The sequence below is a fragment of the Pseudomonas sp. S3_G06 genome, from assembly GCF_054667565.1.
In genome coordinates this window covers 3,577,880-3,601,237 of the sequence record NZ_CP162738.1, presented here as the reverse complement: position 1 = coordinate 3,601,237, position 23,358 = coordinate 3,577,880, and the positions used below count along the sequence as shown (strand labels likewise).

General features: G+C 60.6%; 22 protein-coding genes and 1 pseudogene. 10 read left to right on the top strand and 13 right to left on the bottom strand.

Annotated elements, in window-relative coordinates; translation table 11 throughout:
- Nucleotides 1–318: 318 nt before the first annotated feature.
- Nucleotides 319–1,185 (top strand): carboxylate/amino acid/amine transporter, encoded by an 867-nt coding sequence (locus AB4N47_RS16090; protein ID WP_160768214.1) that lies wholly within the window; start codon nucleotides 319–321, stop codon nucleotides 1,183–1,185.
- A gap of 106 nt (nucleotides 1,186–1,291) precedes the next feature.
- Here AB4N47_RS16090 and AB4N47_RS16085 read toward each other — a convergent pair whose 3' ends face one another.
- Nucleotides 1,292–2,590, bottom strand: coding sequence for a mechanosensitive ion channel family protein (locus AB4N47_RS16085; protein WP_341638745.1), 1,299 nt, complete (start codon nucleotides 2,588–2,590; stop codon nucleotides 1,292–1,294).
- A gap of 191 nt (nucleotides 2,591–2,781) precedes the next feature.
- Here AB4N47_RS16085 and AB4N47_RS16080 point away from each other — a divergent pair, with 191 nt between their 5' ends.
- On the top strand, nucleotides 2,782–4,122 hold the full coding sequence (locus tag AB4N47_RS16080; RefSeq protein ID WP_024012040.1) for a DEAD/DEAH box helicase: 1,341 nt from the start codon (nucleotides 2,782–2,784) through the stop codon (nucleotides 4,120–4,122).
- Nucleotides 4,123–4,173: 51 nt separating this feature from the next.
- On the opposite strand, the gene AB4N47_RS16075 is transcribed toward AB4N47_RS16080, so the two are convergent.
- Together AB4N47_RS16075 and AB4N47_RS16070 are read right to left on the bottom strand one after the other, a co-directional pair.
- The gene (locus AB4N47_RS16075; RefSeq protein ID WP_341638746.1) at nucleotides 4,174–4,449 is read right to left on the bottom strand and encodes a hypothetical protein; all 276 of its coding nucleotides are present in this window, start codon (nucleotides 4,447–4,449) and stop codon (nucleotides 4,174–4,176) included.
- A gap of 88 nt (nucleotides 4,450–4,537) precedes the next feature.
- Nucleotides 4,538–5,272, bottom strand: coding sequence for a DUF899 domain-containing protein (locus tag AB4N47_RS16070; protein ID WP_341638747.1), 735 nt, complete (start codon nucleotides 5,270–5,272; stop codon nucleotides 4,538–4,540).
- 172 nt (nucleotides 5,273–5,444) lie between these two features.
- Here AB4N47_RS16070 and AB4N47_RS16065 point away from each other — a divergent pair, with 172 nt between their 5' ends.
- A complete protein-coding gene (locus AB4N47_RS16065) occupies nucleotides 5,445–5,837 on the top strand; it encodes a transcriptional regulator (RefSeq protein ID WP_217879513.1) in 393 nt (130 codons plus the stop codon).
- Nucleotides 5,838–5,957: 120 nt separating this feature from the next.
- Here AB4N47_RS16065 and AB4N47_RS16060 read toward each other — a convergent pair whose 3' ends face one another.
- From AB4N47_RS16060 to AB4N47_RS16050, 3 genes are all read right to left on the bottom strand, one after another.
- Nucleotides 5,958–6,827: a DUF6279 family lipoprotein gene (locus tag AB4N47_RS16060; protein ID WP_341638748.1), complete on the bottom strand. Its 870-nt coding sequence runs from the start codon at nucleotides 6,825–6,827 to the stop codon at nucleotides 5,958–5,960.
- Between the two features lie 77 nt (nucleotides 6,828–6,904).
- Nucleotides 6,905–7,621, bottom strand: a complete 717-nt coding sequence (locus AB4N47_RS16055) for a TorF family putative porin (RefSeq protein ID WP_460154277.1) — start codon at nucleotides 7,619–7,621, stop codon at nucleotides 6,905–6,907.
- A 203-nt stretch (nucleotides 7,622–7,824) separates the two neighbouring features.
- The gene (locus tag AB4N47_RS16050; RefSeq protein WP_016985943.1) at nucleotides 7,825–8,013 is read right to left on the bottom strand and encodes a hypothetical protein; all 189 of its coding nucleotides are present in this window, start codon (nucleotides 8,011–8,013) and stop codon (nucleotides 7,825–7,827) included.
- A 339-nt stretch (nucleotides 8,014–8,352) separates the two neighbouring features.
- Between AB4N47_RS16050 and AB4N47_RS16045 the strand changes: the two genes are divergently transcribed.
- The 3 genes from AB4N47_RS16045 to AB4N47_RS16035 all read left to right on the top strand — a co-directional run bounded on the left by AB4N47_RS16045 (nucleotide 8,353) and on the right by AB4N47_RS16035 (nucleotide 10,809).
- Complete coding sequence (locus AB4N47_RS16045) at nucleotides 8,353–9,189, top strand: CvfB family protein (protein WP_016771157.1); 837 nt, start codon at nucleotides 8,353–8,355, stop codon at nucleotides 9,187–9,189.
- A gap of 44 nt (nucleotides 9,190–9,233) precedes the next feature.
- Entirely contained in the window at nucleotides 9,234–9,626 is a 393-nt protein-coding gene (locus tag AB4N47_RS16040) for a DUF2177 family protein (protein WP_341638750.1), read from the top strand.
- A 253-nt stretch (nucleotides 9,627–9,879) separates the two neighbouring features.
- A complete protein-coding gene (locus AB4N47_RS16035; protein WP_341638751.1) occupies nucleotides 9,880–10,809 on the top strand; it encodes a DMT family transporter in 930 nt (309 codons plus the stop codon).
- Here the strand turns inward: AB4N47_RS16035 and AB4N47_RS16030 are convergent.
- A pseudogene (locus tag AB4N47_RS16030) lies at nucleotides 10,757–11,921 on the bottom strand (MFS transporter). The gene AB4N47_RS16035 and the pseudogene AB4N47_RS16030 overlap by 53 nt on opposite strands.
- A gap of 103 nt (nucleotides 11,922–12,024) precedes the next feature.
- Between AB4N47_RS16030 and ptrR the strand changes: the two are divergent.
- Both ptrR and AB4N47_RS16020 read left to right on the top strand, forming a co-directional pair.
- Nucleotides 12,025–12,918 (top strand): putrescine utilization regulator PtrR, encoded by an 894-nt coding sequence (gene ptrR / locus AB4N47_RS16025; RefSeq protein WP_076566500.1) that lies wholly within the window; start codon nucleotides 12,025–12,027, stop codon nucleotides 12,916–12,918.
- Nucleotides 12,919–13,060: 142 nt separating this feature from the next.
- Nucleotides 13,061–13,189, top strand: coding sequence for a PA1414 family protein (locus AB4N47_RS16020; RefSeq protein WP_003184145.1), 129 nt, complete (start codon nucleotides 13,061–13,063; stop codon nucleotides 13,187–13,189).
- A gap of 162 nt (nucleotides 13,190–13,351) precedes the next feature.
- On the opposite strand, the gene AB4N47_RS16015 is transcribed toward AB4N47_RS16020, so the two are convergent.
- From AB4N47_RS16015 to speB, 4 genes are all read right to left on the bottom strand, one after another.
- The gene (locus AB4N47_RS16015) at nucleotides 13,352–14,731 is read right to left on the bottom strand and encodes a sodium:solute symporter family protein (RefSeq protein WP_341638752.1); all 1,380 of its coding nucleotides are present in this window, start codon (nucleotides 14,729–14,731) and stop codon (nucleotides 13,352–13,354) included.
- A gap of 157 nt (nucleotides 14,732–14,888) precedes the next feature.
- On the bottom strand, nucleotides 14,889–16,400 hold the full coding sequence (locus tag AB4N47_RS16010) for a purine-cytosine permease family protein (protein WP_122704764.1): 1,512 nt from the start codon (nucleotides 16,398–16,400) through the stop codon (nucleotides 14,889–14,891).
- 51 nt (nucleotides 16,401–16,451) lie between these two features.
- Nucleotides 16,452–16,874 (bottom strand): YybH family protein, encoded by a 423-nt coding sequence (locus tag AB4N47_RS16005; RefSeq protein WP_341638753.1) that lies wholly within the window; start codon nucleotides 16,872–16,874, stop codon nucleotides 16,452–16,454.
- Nucleotides 16,875–16,884: 10 nt separating this feature from the next.
- On the bottom strand, nucleotides 16,885–17,835 hold the full coding sequence (speB, locus tag AB4N47_RS16000) for an agmatinase (protein ID WP_003222717.1): 951 nt from the start codon (nucleotides 17,833–17,835) through the stop codon (nucleotides 16,885–16,887).
- A gap of 356 nt (nucleotides 17,836–18,191) precedes the next feature.
- Between speB and AB4N47_RS15995 the strand changes: the two genes are divergently transcribed.
- Together AB4N47_RS15995 and AB4N47_RS15990 are read left to right on the top strand one after the other, a co-directional pair.
- The gene (locus AB4N47_RS15995; RefSeq protein ID WP_007956593.1) at nucleotides 18,192–19,085 is read left to right on the top strand and encodes a LysR family transcriptional regulator; all 894 of its coding nucleotides are present in this window, start codon (nucleotides 18,192–18,194) and stop codon (nucleotides 19,083–19,085) included.
- Nucleotides 19,086–19,091: 6 nt separating this feature from the next.
- A complete protein-coding gene (locus AB4N47_RS15990) occupies nucleotides 19,092–19,688 on the top strand; it encodes a tRNA-uridine aminocarboxypropyltransferase (protein ID WP_341638754.1) in 597 nt (198 codons plus the stop codon).
- Between the two features lie 114 nt (nucleotides 19,689–19,802).
- On the opposite strand, the gene AB4N47_RS15985 is transcribed toward AB4N47_RS15990, so the two are convergent.
- Nucleotides 19,803–21,164: an HlyD family type I secretion periplasmic adaptor subunit gene (locus AB4N47_RS15985; protein WP_125925330.1), complete on the bottom strand. Its 1,362-nt coding sequence runs from the start codon at nucleotides 21,162–21,164 to the stop codon at nucleotides 19,803–19,805.
- A gap of 10 nt (nucleotides 21,165–21,174) precedes the next feature.
- A complete protein-coding gene (locus tag AB4N47_RS15980) occupies nucleotides 21,175–23,334 on the bottom strand; it encodes a type I secretion system permease/ATPase (protein WP_460154276.1) in 2,160 nt (719 codons plus the stop codon).
- Nucleotides 23,335–23,358 lie beyond the last annotated feature (24 nt).

The following is a 23,358-nucleotide window of genomic DNA, read 5'->3' as shown; positions in this document are numbered from 1 at the left end:
TTGTTTAAGTGACCTGGCGCAACCCCTTCAAGGTTCCACGCGCATCGAACCTCCCTTTGCACTTTTGCTCCTGAGTGCTGTAGCCCGATTGAACGCTTTAGCGAGATCGGGCTTTTTTTTGCCTGTGATTTGACGAACAACACATGACTCCTTGTGGGAGCGAGCCTGCTCGCGAAAGCGGTGTATCAGAAAAGTATCAGCCGTCTGACACGCTGCCTTCGCGAGCAGGCTCGCTCCCACCGGTTATTTGTGTTTCCGGCTATTCGCAGTGAGCGGCAAAACCCGCTATCGTCGCCGCCATTCGATTTCGAGGCGAGCATGGGCTATCTACTTTTTGTCACGCTGATCCAGGCGTTTTCCTTCAGTCTGATCGGCGAGTACCTGGCAGGGCATGTCGACAGTTACTTCGCGGTGCTGGTGCGTGTGGTGCTGGCCGGGCTGGTGTTTATTCCGCTGACGCGCTGGCGTTCGGTGGAGCCGGCGTTCATGCGTGGCATGTTGCTGATCGGCGCGTTGCAGTTCGGGGTCACTTACGTCTGCCTGTACCTGAGCTTCCGTGTGCTGACGGTGCCGGAGGTGTTGCTGTTCACCATTCTCACGCCGCTGCACGTGACGTTGATCGAAGACGCGCTGAACCGTCGCTTTAATCCGTGGGCATTGGTTGCTGCGCTGGTGGCAGTCGGCGGTGCGGCGGTGATTCGCTTCGACAGCATCAGTCCCGACTTTTTCATGGGCTTTCTGCTGCTGCAACTGGCCAACTTCACCTACGCCGCCGGGCAAGTGCTGTACAAGCATCTGGTGGCGAAGCATCCGAGCGATCTGCCGCATTACCGCCGCTTCGGTTATTTCTACCTCGGTGCATTGGCGGTTGTGCTGCCAGCGTTCCTGTTGTTCGGCAAGTCGAACTTCCTGCCGGAAGCGCCGCTGCAATGGGCGGTGTTGCTATTCCTCGGTCTGGTGTCGACGGCGCTGGGCCTGTACTGGTGGAACAAGGGCGCGTGCATGGTCAACGGCGGTACCCTGGCGGTGATGAACAACCTGCATGTGCCGGTGGGGCTGCTGTTGAATCTGCTGATCTGGAATCAGCATGAGGAACTGGGGCGGTTGTTCCTTGGCGGGGGTGTGATTCTGGCCGCTGTGTGGATCAGCCGGTTGGGCATCCGCAGATCCCCCGCCGCCGCATAACCCCTGTGGGAGCGAGCCTGCTCGCGAAGGCGCTGGGTCAGATAAGTATGGGTCGACTGACACATTGCATTCGCGAGCAGGCTCGCTCCCACATTGGATTTTTGGGTTACATCAGGTGTTTTTCCGGCTCCGGAATACTCGCCGAGCCCAACACCGCTGGCAGCAACCCGGCGCGCAAATCACCACCACTCGGCTGCTGATACAGGCTCAGCCCGAACTCCGGCAGCACCGCCAGCAGGTAATCGAAAATATCCCCCTGAATCCGCTCGTAATCGGCCCACACCGTGGTGCGGGTGAAGCAGTAGATTTCCAGCGGAATGCCCTGCGCGGTGGTTTGCATCTGCCGGACCATGCAGGTCATGTTCGGCTGAATCTCCGGATGGCTCTTCAGATACGCCAGTGCGTAGGCGCGGAAGGTGCCGATGTTGGTCATGCGGCGGCGGTTGGCCGACATGGCTGCGACATTGCCCTGCGCTTCGTTCCAGGCTTTGAGCTCGGCTTTCTTGCGGCCCATGTAGTCGGTCAGCAGGTGCACCTGAGAGAGCTTTTCTTCCTCGTCGTCGCGGATGAAGCGCACGCCGCTGGCATCGATGAACAGGCTGCGTTTGATCCGCCGACCGCCGGACTGCTGCATGCCGCGCCAGTTCTTGAACGACTCGGACATCAGCCGCCAGGTCGGGATCGAGACGATCGTCTTGTCGAAGTTCTGCACTTTGACCGTGTGCAACGTGATGTCGACCACGTCGCCATCGGCGCCGACTTGTGGCATTTCGATCCAGTCGCCGACGCGCAGCATGTCGTTGCTGGTCAGCTGCACGCTGGCGACGAACGACAGCAGCGTGTCCTTGTAAACCAACAGGATCACCGCCGACATCGCACCCAGACCCGACAGCAGCAGCAGCGGCGAGCGGTCGATCAGGGTGGCGACGATGATGATCGCGCCGAACACGTACAAGACCATCTTCGCCAGTTGCACGTAGCCTTTGATCGAGCGTGTACGCGCATGCTCGGTGCGCGCGTAGATGTCGAGCAGGGCGTTGAGCAGGGCGCTGACCGCCAGCAGCAGGAACAGAATGGTGAAGGCCAGCGCGACGTTGCCGAGGAAATTCATCGCGTTTTTGCTCAGCTCCGGCACCAGGTGCAGGCCGAACTGGATCACCAGCGACGGCGTCATCTGCGCCAGTCGTTGAAACACCTTGTTGTGGCGAAAATCGTTGATCCAGTGCAGCGCCGGCTGGCGGCCGAGCATGCGGCTGGCGTGCAGGATCAGGTATCGCGCCACTCGTCCGAGCACCAGCGCAATGACCAGCAGCACCAGCAGCGCCAGTCCCGATTGCAGAAGTGGGTGCTCTTCGAGCGTGCCCCAGAGGCCTTGGGCTTTGAGCCAGAGCTGTTTGATATCCATAAGCGAAACGTTTCTTCTGTAAGACGCGAGGGCCGATTAGAGCATTTAAGACGCTGTGTATTGCTGCGAGTGACAAATCGGGCAACAAAAAAACCACTGATTGTCGGCGTTTGCACAAAGAAACTCGGCCTGAGCGCTCGAAACCGGTAACCTATGCAGCTGTTTTTTTGCATATCTTCGAGGTAGCACCCGTGTTTTCCCAATTCGCCCTGCACGAACGCCTGCTTAAAGCTGTGGCCGAGCTGAAATTTGTCGAGCCAACGCCTGTGCAAGCCGCGGCCATTCCGCTGGCGCTCCAGGGGCGTGATCTGCGGGTGACGGCGCAAACCGGCAGCGGCAAAACCGCCGCTTTTGTCTTGCCGATCCTCAATCGCCTGATCGGCCCGGCGAAGATCCGCGTCAGCATCAAGACGCTGATCCTGCTGCCAACCCGTGAACTGGCCCAACAGACCTTGAAGGAAGTCGAACGCTTCTCGCAGTTCACTTTCATCAAGTCCGGCCTGATCACTGGCGGCGAAGACTTCAAGGTGCAGGCGGCCATGCTGCGCAAAGTGCCGGACATCCTCATTGGCACCCCGGGGCGGATGATCGAGCAACTCAACGCCGGCAACCTCGACCTGAAAGAAGTCGAAGTGCTGGTGCTCGACGAAGCCGACCGCATGCTCGACATGGGTTTCGCCGAAGACGTGCAGCGTCTGGTCGACGAGTGCCCGAACCGTCAGCAGACCATGCTGTTCTCCGCGACCACCGGCGGTTCCGGTCTGCGCGAGATGATCGCCAAGGTCCTGAACAACCCTGAGCACTTGCAGCTCAACGCCGTCAGCCAGCTCAACTCGACGACTCGTCAGCAAATCATCACCGCCGACCACAATCAGCACAAAGAGCAGATTGTGAACTGGCTGCTGGCCAACGAGACCTACCAGAAGGCCATCGTCTTCACCAACACCCGCGCCATGGCCGACCGCATCTACGGCCGCCTCGTGGCTCAGGAATACAAAGCGTTCGTGCTGCACGGCGAGAAAGACCAGAAGGATCGCAAACTGGCGATCGATCGTCTGAAGCAGGGCGGTGTGAAGATCCTCGTCGCTACCGACGTTGCAGCCCGTGGTCTGGACGTCGACGGTCTGGATCTGGTGATCAACTTCGACATGCCACGCAGCGGCGACGAATACGTGCACCGCATCGGTCGTACCGGCCGCGCCGGCAACGATGGTCTGGCGATCTCGCTGATCTGCCACGGCGACTGGAACCTGATGTCGAGCATCGAGCGCTACCTGAAACAGAGCTTCGAGCGCCGCACGATCAAGGAAGTCAAAGGCACCTACGGCGGGCCGAAAAAGGTCAAGGCCTCGGGCAAAGCCGTCGGCGTGAAGAAGAAAAAGACCGACGCCAAGGGCGACAAGAAGAAAACCGCCGCCAAGACGCCGACCAAGCGCAAGAGCGTCAACCGTCCAAAGCCGGATTCTCTGGTGAGCAGCGACGGCATGGCCCCGCTCAAGCGTCGCAAGCCGGCCGAGCCAGCGGCTGAATAACGCGTTCTAAACGCACAAAAAAACCGGACATTGTCCGGTTTTTTTTCGTCCTCAACTGTCGGCCTTTTTCTCTGCCGAACCCAATTCCTTCAAACGCTGATCGATCAACTGGCACTTGTCGGGCACATCAGCGCTGGCCGTCTCCAGATCCATTTTCTGCAACTCGGCGTTGATCTCCTTGGCCTTGGCCGGATTCTGCTCGGTGAGCTTCGAGACTTCCTTGGCCAGTTGCTCGCGTTTGATCGTCGCCTCTTCTGGCGTACAGGCCCAGACGGGCAGGGCGCAGGCGAGAGTGGCGGTGAGGGAGAGCTTGATCAGGATTTTCATGGGCAGGCCTCAGTTCCGGTTAAGGCAGACAAGCGGTTGAGGGCTGAAGCCTGGCAAAAGTTCAGAAACTGTGGGGCCAGGGTTGCGCTCAATCGGCATGACAGCAACCCGACTTCGGCGCACCGTCATACCGATCATGATGCCGAACCCATTCCATGATCTCGTCTTCATTCCTGCCCTTGGGCGTCAGATCCAGATAGTGGTAAGCACCAACCAGCATGTCCAGGCCGCGCGCGTATGTGGAATAGGTGTGGAAAATCTCGCCTTTGTCGTTGCGATAAAACACGCTCAACCCCGGCATTTCTTCCTCGGCGCTGTCGGTTTTTTCGTAGTTGTAGGTAGCCTTGCCCTCGGCGACGTCTTCAGCCCGGGCGCAGACGCCGAAGTCGTAATTGAAATCGCAACCTTCTGACGAGACCCAGGCGAATTTCCAGCCCATCCGCTTTTTGAAATCCTGAAACTCGTTGAACGGCGCATGGGAAACTGCAACCACCGCGACGTCGTGATGGGCCAGGTGCTGGTTGGCGCCGTCGATGTGGTCGCTGAGGAACGAGCAGCCCTGGCAGCCTTGCTCCCAGCCTTTGGCGAACATGAAATGGTAGATGATCAACTGGCTGTTGTTGCCAAACAGGTCGTTGAGCTTGAGCTCGCCGTTCGGCCCTTGAAAATGATAGTCCTTGTCGACTTTCACCCACGGCAGGGCGCGGCGCTCGGCGCTGAGGCGATCGCGTTCCCGGGTGAAGGCTTTTTCGCGGGCCAGATGCTGCTGACGGGCGGCGAGCCATTCTTTGCGCGATACCACCGGATGGTTTGTAACGTTCATGACCATGTCTCCTGCGAGTTGAACCGGCTGTTTCAGCCTAGTCGTTCATCGTGCGAGGGAATCGACAGCCGCCGGTCGGTCGGGTCCGGAAATACTGCTGAACGGCTGCGCAGCGCTTCGGTCACAACCTTGAAAGCGGCACAAAATCACCCGCACCGGAGGTTGGATCAGGATGACGACTTATAACTGGGATTTGATTGAACGTTTGCTGCATGAAGTGCAGAACAGCGCTGGCCACAGCTTCGCTCCCCGCGCTTATGCCGAAGACCATGCGGCCGAGAAAGCCAGCGCCGGCGAGCCGATCGACAATCTCGATCACTTGAAAACCCTGGCCTGTGATTATGAAAAGATGTTGCTGGAGCGCGGATTCATCGAGCCGCGGCCGGATCACGAGGGCAGTACTGGCAACAACTTCATTCTGACCCCGCGCGGCTCCAGCCTGCTGAGCCTGATCGACAGCAGCATCCCCGGCAACGACCATCCGCGTCAGGTGCTGGATGAGCAGGAGGATGCGCTGAATGAGGTGACGTTCGATGAAGTCGCCTCGAAGGCTCAAATCGCCTGAGCCAGCGAAATCCCCTGTGGGAGCGAGCCTGCTCGCGAATACGGTCTGTCAGTGACATTTGATCTGTCTGATATTCCGCTTTCGCGAGCAGGCTCGCTCCCACATTGGATTCCAGTGATTTCAAGGTTTCTGCGCGGCCTTCAGGCACTTGAGGTCATTGAAGTCCTTACGCACTCCCTCGATTTTCTTCAACAAACGCTGACGCTGTTGCGGCGTGCTCTCGGCCATCAAGTCGACAAACAGCGAGCGCGCCTGGGCTTCGGTGTTGGCGTAGGCCTTGCGGTAATCCGCTGTCCATAAGCGCTCGCGGTTGACCAGAAGCGTCTCGATGCGTTGTGGGAATTCCGCGCTTTGGCGTTGCGCAACGGCGGCGCTGAACTGTTGCTGCCAGTGCGCGCGGTTGGCGATCCATTGGGTGTTCTGGTCGCCCAAGGCGTTGGTCCAGGCCGCGACGCGTTGTTTCTGCGTGTCACTGAGCGGGCCTAGCCAATCGTTCAAGCGTTTTTCCATGCGCTCGCCGCGTTCCTTGATCTGCTGGGCCAGCGGCGGTTTCACGTATTCCTGCTGGCGTTTGCGCAAATCCTTGGCAAACGCGTCGTTCATTTCTGCGACCTGTTTATCGTCCAGACCCTGCAGCAACTCGATGGCCGAAGGGGTTATTTCCCGGGCGGTTTCGGCAATGGCCTGCTTGGCTTCGGCGGTGCGCTCCTGTAGCGCGGCGTTGCTGACCTGATTGCTCTCGACCATGGCCTGCAAACGGTCCAGCCAGTCGAGGTAACCGGGTAACTGCGTGGTGCAGTGCCAGCTCAGATGTTCCTTGAGCCGTTCGTTGAACCAATCTTTCTGCTCGCCGTTCATGTCCACGTAGTCGCTGAGTGACCACGGGATAATCACGTCGAGGTTGCGGTAGGCCAGGCCAACGCGGCTGCAAGCGCCGAGGGCGAGGGTGAAGATCAGCAGGGCGGCAATCTGTTTGAACCAGCGAGACATGGGCAAATCCTTGCGAGAGCCTGGCGTCGGAAATCTGATTCTTATGTGATGCAGGATGCGCGCGGCAGTTCAGCCGATCAATAGAACGTGCGTACGGCCTTGAGGGTGACGAGGCCGTCGCACTCGCTGTTGTGCCCGGAATAGGCCGAGCAATCACTGCCGCTGAGGCTGGAGTCGCTGTAGATCAGGTCAAGATCGACGCCCATGAACGGCCGCGACAGTTTCACCGACCAATCAGTGAAACTGCTGATATAGCCACCGTCCACCGCCGCCGGTGTATTCAACTGGTGCGTGGTGTATTTCATGCTCACGCCAATGCCGAACGGCTGATTGCCAGTCAGGTCGGCAAACAAGGTGTTGTTCTGTTTATCCGGGTCGTTGCTCAGGGCAATGCCAAAGCGACTGCCGAGCAGGGTCAGGCCACCGAACAGCTCTTGGCTGTCGAGGGTGTCCACGCGGGGATAGCTGTAATGGATCATCCCGACTTCATAGCCGAGCACCTGATCGAACGGCTGCTTGAAGCCGACGTAGGAATCGATCTCGAGGTTCTTGCCCGGGCTGATGCCCATGCTCGGCGCGTACTGGCCGAAATACAAGCCGCTGTCGTGGCTCAGATCGAGGCCACCGTGGAACGAGCCGACCGCCGCCGGTTTGACCAGACCCTGGGCCATGCTGCGGCTGGGCGTAGTGCCGAGCTTGAGATCGAAGTCACCCAGTTCACCCTGAAAAACCTGCGCGTGCGCGGTCGCGCCTGACAGCAGGCTGACGAACAATAAACAGGAAAATGAGCGCATGCGTCACTCCATGAACCGCGAGCGCAGGGCGAAGGCCTGCTGAAACGCTTGATCTAGACGCGTGCAAGGATACCGGCGAATACCCTGCATTGATGGCCGTTCGTCGATTTTCGGGAATTTTTGTTTAAAGCGAAGGGGTGTTGCGCGGTGCCAGTCCAGGCGCTTCGAAGCTCAAAGCGCCTCTGGACGGGGTGAAACCGGTGTTACTTCTTGCCCAGGCTGATCTGCTTGGACGGGCCGAATGTCTGGCCACTGACGCCTTTGGCAATTTGCTGGATCTCGCCGCCTGACTTGAGGAATGCTGCGATCTGATCGTTGATCGATTCGCTGGTTTCAACGGCTGGAGCTGGCTTTGCTTTGCTGGTGGATGCTTTTACACGCATGGCGGCCATTAACCTTTAGAAAAGTAACTCGGCCAGGCATCGTACAGGAATAACTTGACAATAGCTTGGTAAATATCCCCCGGATTAACCAACCGTAACGCTGCATTATTACCGGCCGCCCACTCGTAATAAGCCGCTAACCTGCTGTTTTAAATAAGAACATTTAATTGAAATGAGGCCAATCAGCCCAGCAGTGAAGCGTCGGGCCGGACTGACGAGCGGCACCCCGCAGTGTAGTGATCAAGCAAAATCAACAGGTTGACGCAGATTTTCCGCTGCGAGGATCTGTCGCCCGACGTCTGCGGCAAAAACGGGTAGAATGCCGCCCACGTATTGAGGGTTTCGGAAATGGCTTTAGTCGGGCGTTACAACAGTTTGCAAGTGGTTAAACACACTAACTTCGGTTTATATCTGGACGGCGGTGCCGACGGCGAAATTCTTTTGCCCAACCGTTATATCCCCAAAGATATTCCCAGCGAAGATGAAGACTGGCTCAACGTATTCATCTATCTGGACAGCGAAGACAAACTTCTCGCCACCACGGAAAAGCCCAAAGTTCAGGTCGGCGAGTTTGCCAGCCTGAAAGTGGTTGAAGTCAACAGCATCGGCGTGTTCCTCGACTGGGGCCTGCCGAAAGATCTGTTGCTGCCGTACTCGGAAGAAAAGCGCCAGATGACCGCTGGCGAGTACTGCGTAGTGCACGTCTACCTCGACAAACACACGCGCCGCATCACCGCCACCGCGCGCCTCGATCGTTACCTGGACAAGACCCCGGCTACTTACAGCCCGGGCCAGGAAGTTGATCTGCTGGTAGCCGAAGCCACCGACATGGGCTTCAAGGCGATCATCAACAACAAGCACTGGGGCCTGATTCACAAGAATGAAATCTTCAAGTTCATGCGTTCGGGCATGCGCGAGAAAGGCTTCATCAAGGAAGTGCGCGCCGACGGCAAGATCAGCCTGAGCCTGCAACCGGTTGGTCAGGAAGCGGCGAGCAGTCTGAGTTCGAAGATCCTCGGCAAGTTGCGCGAAAACGACGGCACCCTGGCGGTCAGTGACAAGAGTGATCCGGCACTGATCAGCAGCCTGTTCGGCGTCAGCAAGGGCAACTTCAAGAAAGCCATCGGTTCGCTGTACAAGGAAGGCAAGATCGTCATTCACGCCGATCGCATTGAACTAACCTGAGCCTTGAGTGGCCCATGTTGCAGGCCACACAAGAGGTTGGATCGATGAAAAAGGCGTTGATCGCTTACGTCGCTACGTTGCTGACGTTTCTGCTGCTCGACGGCATCTGGCTCGGGCTGCTGATGGCGCCGACCTATCGCGAACGGCTCGGTTCGCTGATGCTGGAAAAACCGCTGCTGTTGCCCGCAGCGGTTTTTTATTGCCTGTACGTTATCGGCTGCGTGGTGTTCGTGGTGTTGCCGGCGCTGAGCTGGCAGAGGGCGGCGAAGCTGGGTGCGCTGTTGGGGCTGGTGGCCTACGGCACTTATGACCTGACCAATTGGGCGACCTTGCGCGACTGGTCGGTGCAGGTGAGTTTGATGGACTGGGCGTGGGGGACAGTGGCGACTGCAGTTGCTTGCACGGTGGGCTATCTGGTGGCGAAGCGGTTTGCCTGAGCTGATCCGGCAGTTGTGTTGGCAGTGCTGGTCTCTTCGCGAGCAGGCTCGCTCCCACGTGTTCACCGAACCCTCTGTGGGAGCGAGCCTGCTCACGAATGACGGCGCAGCCGTCAACCATTCAGCGCTGACGCCACTGACCAACTTAATGTCTTTTCCAGACGGCTTTTTCCGCGCGACTGATCGATAATCCCCGACACTGTTTTCTGACCATTGGATGGCCTGCCATGTTGTGTGTGTTCGAGGTGTTGCGGTGAGCGGCGAGCGGCGCAATGCCGACGGTTTTGCCCTGCAAGTGATGATCGGCCTGTGCCTGATCTGGGGTGTGCAGCAAGTTCTGATCAAGTGGGCGGCAACGGACATCGCGCCGGTAATGCAAGCGGCGGGGCGCTCGGGGATTTCTGCGTTGCTGGTCGGTTTGCTGATCTGCTGGAAGGGCGGTTGGGATCAGGTCGGCAGCACCTGGCGCGGCGGCTTGCTGGCCGGTGCGCTGTTTGGTCTGGAGTTCCTGTTCATCGCCGAAGGTCTGCAACTGACCACCGCCGCGCATATGTCGGTGTTCTTGTATACCGCGCCGATCTTCACCGCACTCGGCGTGCATTTCCTGCTGGCCAGCGAGCGTTTGCGCCCGTTGCAATGGCTGGGGATTCTGCTGGCGTTCATCGGCATCGCAATTGCCTTCGCCGGCGGTGTGTCGTGGGACAACCTTGATCGGCGCATGCTGCTGGGCGATGCCTTCGGCGTATTGGCCGGCGCCTGTTGGGGCGCGACCACCGTGGTGGTGCGCGCCTCGCGACTGTCGGAAGCGCCGGTGACATTGACCCTGTTCTATCAGTTGCTGGTCGGTTTCCTCGGTCTGCTGTTGATCGCGTTGTTCAGCGGCCAGATCACCCACGTCAGCCTGACTACCGTGGCGGTGGCCAGTGTGCTGTTCCAAGGGCTGGTGGTGTCGTTCTTCAGCTACCTGGTGTGGTTCTGGCTGCTGCGCCGTTATCTGGCGGCCAACCTTGCGGTGTTCTCGTTCATGACGCCGTTGTTCGGCGTGACCTTCGGCGTGCTGCTGCTCGGCGAACAGTTGAGCCTGAACTTCGTCATCGGCGCCGTGCTGGTGCTGCTCGGCATCACTTTCGTCAGCGCCGAACAGTGGCTGCGTCGGCGTTTGCGCAAGGCGCTGGGTCAGTAGCCCTGGCCTGCATCGCCAGCGCGCCGGCCAGCAACAGGCCGGCACCGGCGATCAGCAGCGCCGGCTGCAAGCCGCCGCTGAAATGGCTGCTCAGCGCCGCCAGCAGCGGGCCGCTCAGCTGGCCGACAGCGAAGCACGCCGTGAGCATCCCGGCGTTGCGCTGAGTGGCGTGGGGCGCCAGCTCTCGCGAACGCTGCATGACCAGTTGCATGCAGGCCAGAAACGGCGTGCCGCAGAGGATCACCCCCAACGCCAGGCCGACGCCGCTGCCCAGCAGACAGGCGAACACTCCGGCCGCTTGCAGCCACAACGTCGCCATCAGCCAGTGCCGCGTGGTCTCGGGATCATGTCGGCGCAGACTCACCAACCACACACCGATTGCCGCGCCGAGGCCAAAGCACGGCCAGAACAGATCCGCCTGCCACTGGCCGTGAAACTGCGCGTTGGCCATCTGCGCCAGGAACGTTGCCGGAATGATGTAGCCGATGCCGTACAACGCATACACCAGCGCCAGCCGGGCAATGCCGCGATTCGCTGGGTTCACATGGGTTGGCGCTGGCCTCGCAACCGCCGTGGGCTGCGGTAACAACCGCCAGACGCCGAGCATCATCAGCAGCGCGGCGGCCGCGTAAATCAGCCACAGGGTTGCCGATGTCTGCTGCAATCGGTGTGAGACCAGCGCCAGCAAGCCTGTGAGAAAAATCCCCAGACCCGGCCCGGCAAAAACCAGAGCACCCCAGCGCGGGCGACCCGCTGCCGCCGCCAGCGGCTGACTGAGCGAAGTAATCATCACCAGCACCCAGGCACTCGCCACTCCGGTACCAAAGCGCAACAGCAAGTGCGACCAGAAACCGTTGGCCCAGAACGACGCCAGGGTCAGCAGCACGCACAGCCATAGCCCGCCATGCAGGCGACGCTGCACCTGCTGCGGCCGCTACGGCACCCAGCAGATAGCCAAAGTAGTTGGCCGCCGCGATCAGCCCGGCGGCGGTGAGGTCGATCTGCCCTTCGCTGAGCAGGTGCGGCATCTGAGGTGTCAGGGCGAAACGGCCAATGCCCATGGCCATCATCAGGGCAACGAAACAGGCGGATAAACGTATCAGCGGCGACATGGTCGGGCCTCCTTCAAGGCAGCAATGACCGTCAGGCTAGGATCGATTGACTTTCTTTAAAATTGAATAATAGTGAGCAACTTGTTCTGTTAAGGAGAAAGCAGTGGAATTCAGCCAACTGCGGATATTTCAGGCGGTCGCCGAGGAAGGCTCGATCACCCGCGCCGCCGAGCGCCTGCATCGGGTGCCATCAAATCTGTCGACGCGCCTGAAACAGCTCGAAGAGCAGCTCGGCGTTGAGCTGTTCGTGCGCGAGCGGCAGCGTTTGCAGTTGTCGCCGGCGGGCAAGGTTTTGCTCGACTACACCGGCAAACTTTTCGCTCTGCGCGATCAGGCCAGTGCGGCGGTGATGGGCGGGCAACCGGCCGGGGATTTCGTGCTGGGCACCATGTACAGCACGGCGGCGATCCATCTGCCGGCGTTGCTGGCGCGTTATCACAAGCAATACCCGATGGTGAATTTGCAGGTGCAATCGGCGCCGACCGGCGAACTGCTTGAAGGGTTGCTCACCGGTCGCCTCGACGCGGCATTGGTCGACGGACCGCTGGAATTGGCCGGGCTCGATGGCGTGCCGCTGTGCGAAGAACGCCTGGTGCTGATCACCGAAATCGACCATCCACCGGTGCACAGTGCGCGGGACGTGGAAGGGCGCTCGGTATTCACCTTCCGTCAGGGCTGTTCATATCGCATGCGTCTGGAAGCGTGGTTCTCTCACTACCACGCGGCGATGGGCCGGCCGATGGAGATCGAGTCGTATCAGGGCATGCTCGCCTGTGTGATTGCCGGCAGTGGTGTGGCGTTGATGGCCGAGTCGATGCTCGCCAGCCTGCCGGGTCGCGAAAGCGTCGCCGTGCATCCGTTGGCCGAGCCGTTCGCGGGTGCGACAACGTGGCTCATGTGGCGCAAGGGTATGGCCGGGGCCAACCTGAATGCCTGGATCGACGTGCAGCAAGCGGTCTATCCCGTGGCTTTGCATGAAGTGCGTGAAACAGCGTGAACCAATCGCAACAGATTCTGTTCAATTCAGTAACAGATCATTGCGGATTTGCCTGAGCATTGCGTAGGACTTCGGACTATTATCAGTGCGAAGCAGCCTCAGAATTCCGGCTGCTCAGCACCACCCTGAAGGGGGCATGACGATGAAAGAGAAAATCCAGAACTGGCTGCACGATTTGGGAGTTGCCCTCGGTTTGATCGAACCGCCTCTGCAACCGGTACCGATTCGCACGGACGACGAACAGCGCCGACGCCAGCCACGTCGCCGTTAGTACCTGCGATCAGAGATTTCAAGATCGCAGCCGTCGGCAGTTTCTACAAAGTGTAGGAGCTGCCGAAGGCTGCGATCTTTTGTTTTTTATCAGGCAAAAAAAAACGGGTGCGGCTACCGACGCCACACCCGCTGAAGAAAACATCAAGTCGTTACAGTCGATTCACACCGCCGTTGCCACGGTCGCCGGGCGCGGCGAGAACAGGCTGACCAGTACAAAGCTCACCAGGCTGACACCCAGGCTGTAATAGATCGGCGAGTTCGCGTCCATGCCGTCCTTGACCATGAATACCAGCGCCGTGACAAAGCCCAGCGTCATCGCGCTGATCGCCCCGGCAGTAGTCGCACGCTTCCAGAAAATCGCCCCCATCAGCGGAATCAGCATGCCGCCGACCAAGAGGTTGTAAGCCAGAGTCAGGGCGCTGATCACGTCGTTGACGACCAGAGCAATGCCCAACACCGCGATCCCGGTCAGCAGCGTAAACAGACGGCTGACCGCGACGTTGGACTGTTTGCCGCCGCGCAGTTTCGGCAGCAGGTCTTCGGTCAGGGTGGTGGACGCGGCGAGCAGGCCGGCGCTGGCGGTGGACATCATCGCCGCCAGTGCAGCAGCGATCACCAGGCCACGGATGCCGTCAGGCAGCGAGACTTTGACGATGGCGGCAAAAGCGTTGTTGACGTTATCCAGATCCGGAATCAGCACATGCGCAGCCATGCCGATCAAGGCGCAGACCAGGCCGTAAATGATGCAGTAGATCCCGGCCGAGGTGCCGGCGTACTTGGCGACTTTTTCGCTTTTTGCCGTGAACACCCGCTGCCAGATGTCCTGGCCGATCAGGATGCCGAAGAAGTAAATCATGAAGTAGGTAATGATCGTGTCCCAGCCGATGCTGGTGAAGTTGAAGCTGGCCGCCGGCAGTTGCGCGACCAGTTGATCCCAGCCGCCTACGCGGTACAGGCAGATCGGCAACAACACGAACATCAGGCCCACCGTCTGGATGCCGAACTGGACGATGTCCGTCAGGGTCAGCGACCACATGCCGCCGATCGTTGAATAAGTCACCACGATACCGCCGCCCAGCAGTACGGAGATCCAGAAGGGCAGACCGAACAACACTTGCAGCACGGTGCCGATCGCCAGAATCGAGGTCACGCCGATCATCAGCGCGTAAGCGAGCATGATGGTCGCACTGGCGGTGCGCGCCATCGGGTTGTAGCGCTTCTCCAGGACCTGGGTGACGGTGAATACCTTGAGTTTCAGCAAGGGCTTGGCGAGGAACAGGTTCAGCGCGACGATGCCGCAGCCCAGTGCCGCGCACAGCCAGAATCCGGAGATGCCATGCACGTAACCCAGGCGCACGGTGCCGACGGTGGACGCGCCGCCGAGAACGGTCGCTGCCATGGTGCCCATGTACAGCGACGGCCCCAGATTACGCCCGGCAACCAGATAGTCTTCGTGGGTCTTGGCCTTGCGCATGCCGTAGTAGCCGAGAATCAGCATCGCAGCGGCATAAATGAGTACGACGAATAAATCCAAAGCCATGATGGCGTGTCTCCGATTGTCTTTTTTATGGTGAGGCTGAATTCAAATCTCCCTGTGGGAGCGAGCTTGCTCGCGAAGGCGTCAGCACATTCAAACGTGATGTGATTGACAGATCGCTTTCGCGAGCAAGCTCGCTCCCACAGGGTTTTGTGTTTGGTCAGGCGGCTTGGCGTAACGTCGGTTTAGTCGTGGCGTTCACGCCTTGACTGCGCACATCCGTTGGCCCAAACACCTCCCGAGGTTCGGGGAACAAGCGCAGCAGCGTCAGATACACCACCGACGCCAGGCCCAATGTCACCGGCAGACTGATGTCGATGCCACCGGCCAGTTCGCCCAGCGGGCCGACGAACTGCCCCGGCAGGTTGACGAAGCACAGGCCGACCAGCGCACTCGGAATCCACGCCCCCAGACCGCGCCAGTTCCAGCCGTGGTTGAACCAGTAGCGTCCGCCCTGTTCGCCGCGAGTGAACACTTGCAGGTCATCCGGGCAGTAGAAGCCGCGCCGTACCAGCAGGCCGATGATCATGATCACCATCCACGGGGTGGTGCAGGTGATGATCAGCACGGCGAAGGTCGACACGCTCTGCACCAGGTTCGCCGCAAAACGGCCGATGAAGATGAAGGCGATCGACAGCACGCCGATCAGCAAGGTCGCCTTGACCCGGGACAGCACGCGCGGGAACACGCTGGACATGTCCAGCCCGGTGCCATACAGCGAGGTGGTGCCGGTGGACATGCCGCCGATCACCGCAATCAGGCACACCGGCAGGAAGAACCAGCTCGGCGAGACGGCCAGCAAGCCGCCGACATAGTTGTTCGCGGCGATGTAGTCCGGCGCCTTGATCGCGACGATGGTGGCGGTGGCGAGGCCGAACAGGAAAGGAATCAACGTCGCCAGTTGCGCGGCGATCACCGCCAGCATGATCCGGCCCTTCGGCGTCTCACGCGGGATGTAGCGCGACCAGTCGCCGAGGAACGCACCGAAGGAAATCGGGTTGCTCATCGCCACCAGCGCCGCGCCGATGAATGCCGCCCAGAACCCGGCCTGACCCAGCGCCACGCTGCCGGCGTACTGGCTGTCGAAAGCAGGGGCGAAGGCGAAGATGCCGAGCAGGAACAACAGGCTCGCGGCCCACACCGCGATGCGGTTGACCCACAGCATGATGCGGAAACCATAGATGCACACGGTCAGCACCAGCAGCGCGAACAGACCGTAGGCCAGGCCCAGGGTCAGGTCGGTTTCCGGCAGATCAACGAGGCGTTTGGCGCCGCCGACCAGCGCATCACCCGAGCTCCACACTGACAGCGAGAAGAACGCGATTGCCGTCAGCAACGACAGGAACGAACCGACAATCCGCCCGTGCACGCCGAAGTGCGCACCGGAAGACACGGCGTTGTTGGTGCCGTTGAGCGGGCCGAACAGGCCCATCGGCGCGAGGATCAGCGCACCGACCACCACACCCAGCACAATCGCCCAGACACCGGCCTGAAACGACAGGCCGAACAGCACCGGGAAACTGCCGAGCACAGCGGTGGCAAACGTATTGGCGCCGCCGAAGATCAAGCGAAACAAGTCGCTGGGTCGGGCGTCGCGCTCATGATCCGGGATCTGTTCGACCCCGTTTGTTTCGATGCTGCTAAGGCTTTTTTCGTTGTTGTTGTTATTCATGATCTGCTCCGATCATCAGGCGCGCTCATCGTGCGTGAGCGTCACCAGTGGCTAAGGGGGTGGCAGCCCTTCCGGCATTGCGGACAAATGTTCGTGACAGGCCAGCCATAGGCCTTGTTGTTCTAGGCTCGACGCTTGTTTTCTGAAAACAATCGTCTCGCGCTCCTGGCTGAAGTGTTGCTCCCCTTGCATGCGCAGCTCGGTGGCCACGTCATGGATGAAAATCGCCACGTCACCCTGCAGGCTGACGAAGGCGTTGCTCGAGGTGCACGACAGCACCTCGAAACCCTCCTCGGCACGCCAGCGGTCCCACAACGCCTGATAGGCATCGCGCGACAGCAATGGCTGGTCGAGGGTGTAGAAAACGAAGCTGGCATCGGCGCTGAATGCGCCGAAGTAAGCTTCGCGATCGTTACGCGCAAACGCGGCGACCAACTCGGCGGCCGCGTGCAAAACCTGATCACGTGCGTGCATGACCCGATCCTCAGCGATGAACCACGCCAGGCAGTACGCAGAGCATTTCGTACAGCAGGTTGGCGGCCAGCAGCGAGGTGTTGCCGGTGGTGTCGTAAGCGGGCGAGACTTCTACCAGATCGCAGCCGATCAGGTCGAGGCCTTGGCAGCCACGGACGATTTCAATCGCCTGAATGGTGGTCAGGCCGCCGATTTCCGGGGTGCCGGTGCCGGGCGCCCAGGCCGGGTCGATACCGTCGATGTCGAAACTCAGGTACACCGGACCGCCACCGACTTTCTCGCGTACTTCCGCCATCAGCGGCGCCAGCGACTTGTGCCAGCACTCTTCGGCTTGAACGACGCGGAAGCCCTGATCGCGGCTCCAGTTGAAGTCGTCGGCGGTGTAGCCCTGCGCTCGCAAACCGATCTGCACCACGCGGTCGCAATCGAGCAGACCTTCTTCGACGGCACGACGGAACGTGGTGCCGTGGGCGATCTTCTCGCCGAACATGTGGTCGTTGACGTCAGCGTGGGCATCGATGTGCACCAGGCCTACCTTGCCGTGCTTTTTATGGATTGCGCGCAGGATCGGCAGGGTGATGGTGTGGTCGCCACCCAGCGTCATCGGGATGACGTTGTGCTCGAGGATGTTGTCGTAGGCTTCTTCGATGATGCGCACGGCGTCGAGCAGGTTGAAGGTGTTGATCGCCACGTCACCGATGTCGGCCACCGACAGCGAGTCGAACGGTGCGGCGCCGGTAGCCATGTTGTACGGGCGGATCATCACCGATTCGGTGCGGATGTCGCGCGGCCCGAAGCGGGTGCCGGGGCGCAGCGAAGTGCCGATGTCCAGCGGCACGCCCACAAAGGCAGCGTCGAGGCCGGCAGCGGTCGGTACATGGGGAAGTCGGAGCATGGTGGCGATGCCGCCGAAGCGCGGCATTTCATTGCCGCCCAGTGGTTGGTGAAGAATCTTGTCCACGGGTAGGGCCTCATCGTCTTTGTTTTAGTTATGCCGGCGCGCCGTTGAGCACAGGTTCGGACGCCGCTGTGGGGCCGATCATGCGAAATGTAGTGACGGGGAAGAATCGCTACGGGCAAAAACTTAGTTCAGATTTTTCTAAACTAATGCCAAGGCCCGGGATAGACTCCGCCTCAGGTGTTGACCCCATGTGGCGAGGGGATTTATCCCCGAAGGGTGGCGAAGCCGCCCCAATTCCTGCGGCTCGGTTCATCAGGCACCCCGCGTGCATCGAATTACGACTGCTTCGCAGCCGGTCGGGGATGAATCCCCTCACCACAAAGTCATCAGTGTTCGACAGATGTTTGGAGAGCCGCATGGCCAACGCTTTACCCGACCTGAAACTCCTGCGCATCTTCGTCAGCGTCGTGCGCCATCAGGGTTTTGCCAATGCGCAGCAGGAACTCAACCTGTCGACCTCGGCGATCAGCACCTACATGAGCCAGCTCGAAGCCGCGCTCGGACTGGTGCTGTGCCATCGCGGGCGCGGTGGCTTCAGCCTGACCAGCAAGGGCGAGCTGTTCCATCAGGAAACCCTGCGCCTGCTCGCCGAGCTTGAAGGCTTCGAGCAATACGCCGCCGCGCTCAAGGGCGAACTGCGCGGCACGCTCAATCTCGGGGTGATCGATTCCACGGTCAGCGACAAGGCCTTACCGTTTGCCGAAGCTATTGGTGCCTACAGTCAGGAACACCCGGCGGTGCATTTGCACCTGTCGGTGATGAGTCCTTATGAATTGCAGCTCGGCGTGCAGGACAATCGCCTCGATCTGGCCATCGGTGCGTTTTCCACGCGCATGAGCGGTCTGGTCTACATGCCGCTGTACCGCGAGCAGCACTGGCTGTATTGCAGCAGTCGCCATCCACTGTTCAACGAGCGGCGCATTCCCGAGCAGGTCATCACCCAGCAACGGATGGTCGGGCGCGGTTACTGGAGTCAGGCGGAACTGGCCCGGCACGGTTTCAAACACAGCGCCGCGACCGTGGAAAGTATGGAAGCGCAGCTGATTCTAGTGCTCTCCGGCGCCTACATCGGTTATCTGCCGGAGCACTACGCGCAGGCCTGGGCCGACAAGGGCGATCTGCGTGTATTACTGCCGGCGACCTTCGGTTATCAGGCGCCGTTTTCGATGATCATGCGCAGGGGCCGCAGCCGCGAGCCGCTGATCCAGACCTTCCGCGATTTGCTCAAAGCGCAGCTCAATCAGGCTTGAGAAAAAATGTCCCGACCACAATGCCCGCGCTGCCTGCGCCCCCAGACCCACTGCCTGTGCCCGTTGATTCCGCACCTCGATAGCCGCACCCGAGTCTTGCTGCTGCAGCATCCGAGCGAGGTCAGTCACGCCCTGAATACCGCGCGGCTGGCGGCGCTGGGGCTGAGCAATGCCGAACTGATTGTTGGTGAGGTATTCGAGGATTTGCCGAAACTGTTGAACCGGCCGGGCTATCAGGCGCGGCTGTTGTTTCCGGCTGAGGATGCGCAGCCGCTGCAGGTTTACGTGCCAAATGATCAGCCAATGTTGCTGGTCGTCCCGGATGGAACATGGCGCAAAGCGCGCAAGATGCTGCACCTCAATCCGCTGCTGGCGGCGCTGCCACGGGTGACCCTGACCGAGGGCGGGGTGTCGCGCTATCGCTTGCGCAAGGCACCGGGGCCGGGGGCGCTATCGACGATCGAGGCGATCGTGCAGGCGCTGGAAACCCTCGAAGCGCCGACGACGTTTGCGCCGTTGCTCAAGCCGTTTGAAGCGCTGATCGAAGGGCAGATTGCGGCGATGGGGGAGGAGGTCTTCCAGCGTAACCATGGCGACAGATGATCGTTCCCACGCTCTGCGTGGGAATGCATCCAGTGACGCTCTGCGTCACCGTCGAGAAAGGACGCGGAGCGTCCCGGGCGGCATTCCCACGCGGAGCGTGGGAACGATCATTGGCTAACGTTCGCGCATCGCCTCGGTCCGCGCTTTCAACACCGGTTTGAGCAGGTAATCCAAAACGCTTTTCTCGCCGGTAATGATGTCCACCGTCGCCACCATCCCCGGGATGATCAGCAGCGGTTTCACATCGCCGCCCAGGTGATTCTTGTCGGTGCGCACCTGAATCAGATAGAAGCTGTTGCCCTTGTCATCGGTGATCGTATCGGCGCCGATCAGCTCGAGCTTGGCGCTCAGCCCGCCGTAAATCGTGTAGTCGTAGGCACTGAATTTGACCATGGCTTTCTGGCCCGGATGCAGGAACGCGACGTCTTGCGGGCGGACCTTGGCTTCGATCAGCAGGTTGTCTTCCAGCGGCACGATTTCGACCATGTCGCTGCCCGGCTGGACCACGCCGCCGATGGTGTTGACCTTCATCTGCTTGATCACGCCACGCACCGGCGAAGTCACCGTGGTACGGCTGACGCGGTCGTCGATGGCGATGCTCGACGCGGTGATTTTCGACAGGTCGGTGCGTTTCTCATTCAGCTCTTTGGCGGCCTCGGAGCGGAAGGTCTGCTCGGATTCGTCGATCTTGCTGCGGATCTCGGCGATGGCCGATTCGGCCCGGGGAATCGCCAGCGTGGTAGCGTTCAGCGAACCGCGAATTTCCACGGCACTGCGTCTGAGGCGGAGAATTTCCACCGGTGACACAGCGCCGGTTTTCACCAGCGGTTCCGACATGTTCATCTCTTGTTGCAGCAGCGCCAGGCTCGAGCTGAACTGGCCTTGCTTGGAGCGAAACTCCGCCAGTTCCTGGGTCTTCTGCCGCAGCTGTTCGCTGAGGGTGCGCTGTTCGCTGGCCAAGCGGCGTTGGCGTTGCTCGTAGAGTGAGCGCTCATCCTCGGCGACTTGCGGCGCCTTGGCGATGACTTCAGCAGAGAGTTTGAAGGGGCGTCCCTCGGCCTCCGCTGACAGCCGTTCGACTTGCGCGGTCAGCGCATACCGGTCGGCCTCGCTTTCGCCCTTGTTCGAGCGAAAGCGCGTGTCATCCAGACGCAACAGGGTGTCACCCTTGCCGACCATCTGGCCTTCGCGAACGTAAATCTCGGTGACGATGCCGCCCTCAAGGTTCTGGATCACCTGAACCTTGCTTGATGGAATCGCCTTGCCTTCGCCCATGGTCACTTCTTCGAGCACGGCGAATTTGGCCCAGACCAGGGCGGCGATCAGCAGCGCTGCCGCCAGCCACACGGTGATCCGCGATTTGCGCGGCGAATCCTGCAATGCTGCGCCGGCGGTTTCCGGCATGAACTCGGCTTCGGCGCTTTTGCCGAAACTGTCGAAGTAACCGCGCTTGTTGCTATCGGAAGTAGCTGGCATGGCGTAACTCCTAGACCGCCGCCGAGCCGACACGGCCCTTGCGCAGTGCATCGATGACCGCTTCTTTCGGGCCGTCAGCGACGACCCGGCCGTTGTCCAGCACCAGCAACCGGTCCACCAGGCTCAGCATCGAGGTGCGGTGGGTGACCAGCAGCAGGGTTTTGCCTTGCACCCAGCCATGCAGTTTCTGTCGCAGCGCGTCTTCGCTGCTGTTGTCCATGGCGCTGGTGGGTTCGTCGAGCAGCATGATCGGTGGATCGAGCAGTAACGCGCGCGCCAGCAACACCGCCTGGCGCTGGCCGCCGGAAAGCAATTGCCCGCGTTCGCCCACCGGTCGGTCGAAGCCTTGCGGGTGTTGTCGAGCCAGCTCGGTGACGCCAGTCAGTTCGGCGACTTCGAGCATGCGTGAATCGCTGATGTAACGCGCGCCCAGGGTCAGGTTGTCGCGCAGGCTGCCGGCCAGCAGCGGCAGGTCGTGGGCGACATATCCGATCTGCTGGCGCAGGTCAGCCACGTCCAGTTGGCGCAGGTCGAGGCCGTCGAGCAGTAACTGGCCTTGTTCCGCTTCGTAGAAACCCATCACCAATCGCGCCAACGTACTTTTGCCCGAACCGCTGCGGCCGATGATGCCGACCCGCTCGCCGGCTTTCAGGCTGAAGCTGACCTCGCTCAGCGCCGGTGCGTTCTGGCCGTTGTAGTGGAACGTCACGCCGCTGACGTCCAGTGAGCCTTGCAGCTGCGTGCGTTCCAGTGGCCGTTGTTTGCCGTCGCGTTCCTGCGGCAGGGCCATCAGGGCGTCGGTGCTTTTCATGGTCAGTTGCGCTTGCTGGTAGCGGGTGATCAGCCCGGCGATCTGGCCGAGCGGGGCGAGTACGCGGCTGCCGAGCATGTAAGTGGCAACCAGCGCGCCGACGCTGAGGTTGCCGGCAATGATGCTGTAGACCCCGGCAACAATCGTCGCCATCCCGGAAAACTGCTGGATGAACAGCGTGCCGTTGGTGGCCAGCGCCGACAGGTTGCGCGCGTGGCTGTCGAGGCGGGTGAGGGCGCCGTGGGTGCTTTCCCATTTGTGCTGGCGCTCGCTTTCGGCGCCGCAGGCCTTGAGGGTTTCCAGACCGCCGAGGGTTTCGATCAGCACTGCCTGACGCTCGGCGCCGAGGCTCAGGCTTTTCTGCACGGTGTCACGCAGGCGCACCTGAATCGCCATGGCGAAGATGATGGTGATCGGAAACGCCAACAGTGGAATCACCACCAGCCAGCCGCCAAGCAGGCCGATCACTACCAGCATCAACACCACGAAGGGCAAGTCGATCAGGCTGGTCAGGGTCACGGCGGTGAGAAATTCACGCAGGCCCTGAAAGTCGTGAATGCTCTGGGCAAAGCCGCCAATGGTTGCTGGCCGCGCCTTCATCGACATGCCGGTGATGCGCTCGAACAACGTTGCCGAGAGGATCACATCGGTTTTCTTGCCGGCGGTGTCGAGCAGATGCGCACGCACCACGCGCAGCACCAGTTCAAAACCGGTGCCGATCAGCAAACCGATCGACAGCACCCACAGCGTCGAGGTCGCCTGATTGGGCACCACGCGATCGTAGGTCTGCATGACGAACAGCGGCACCATAAGGCCGAGCAGGTTGATCAGGAAACTGGCGAGGATCGCATCGCTGTACAGCCATTTCGACAGTTTGAGAGTGTCGCGAAACCACGCGTTTACCCGTGGCACCAGCGGCGCGCGCAGGTCTTCGAGTTCGTGGCGCGGACGGGCGAACAAGGCCTGGCCGCTGTAGTGTTCGCTGAGCTCTTCGCGACTGACCCATTGCTCGCCGCCGTCGGCTTCGCTGGGCAGCAGCAGGGCTTTGCCATCTTCGCCAAACCGTCGCAGTACGGCGGTGCGGCCGTCGTTGAGCAGCAGCAGGATCGGCAGGTTCAGCGGCGAAATGTCTTTCAGGTCACGGCGCAACAACCGCGCCTGTAATCCGGCCCGCGCGGCTGCACGGGGCAGCAGATCGAGGCTCAGGCGTTGTTTGTTCAGAGGCAGCCCGGCGCTCAGGCTGGCACGACTGACCGTGGCGCCATGCAGTTTGCAGAGGATCAGCAGGCCGTCCAGTAACGGGTCGTCGAAGCTCAGGCGCGGATCGACCCCGGTGTCGCCGGGTTCCATGCTGGTCATAGTGATTGCCTCTGTTGAACGGTG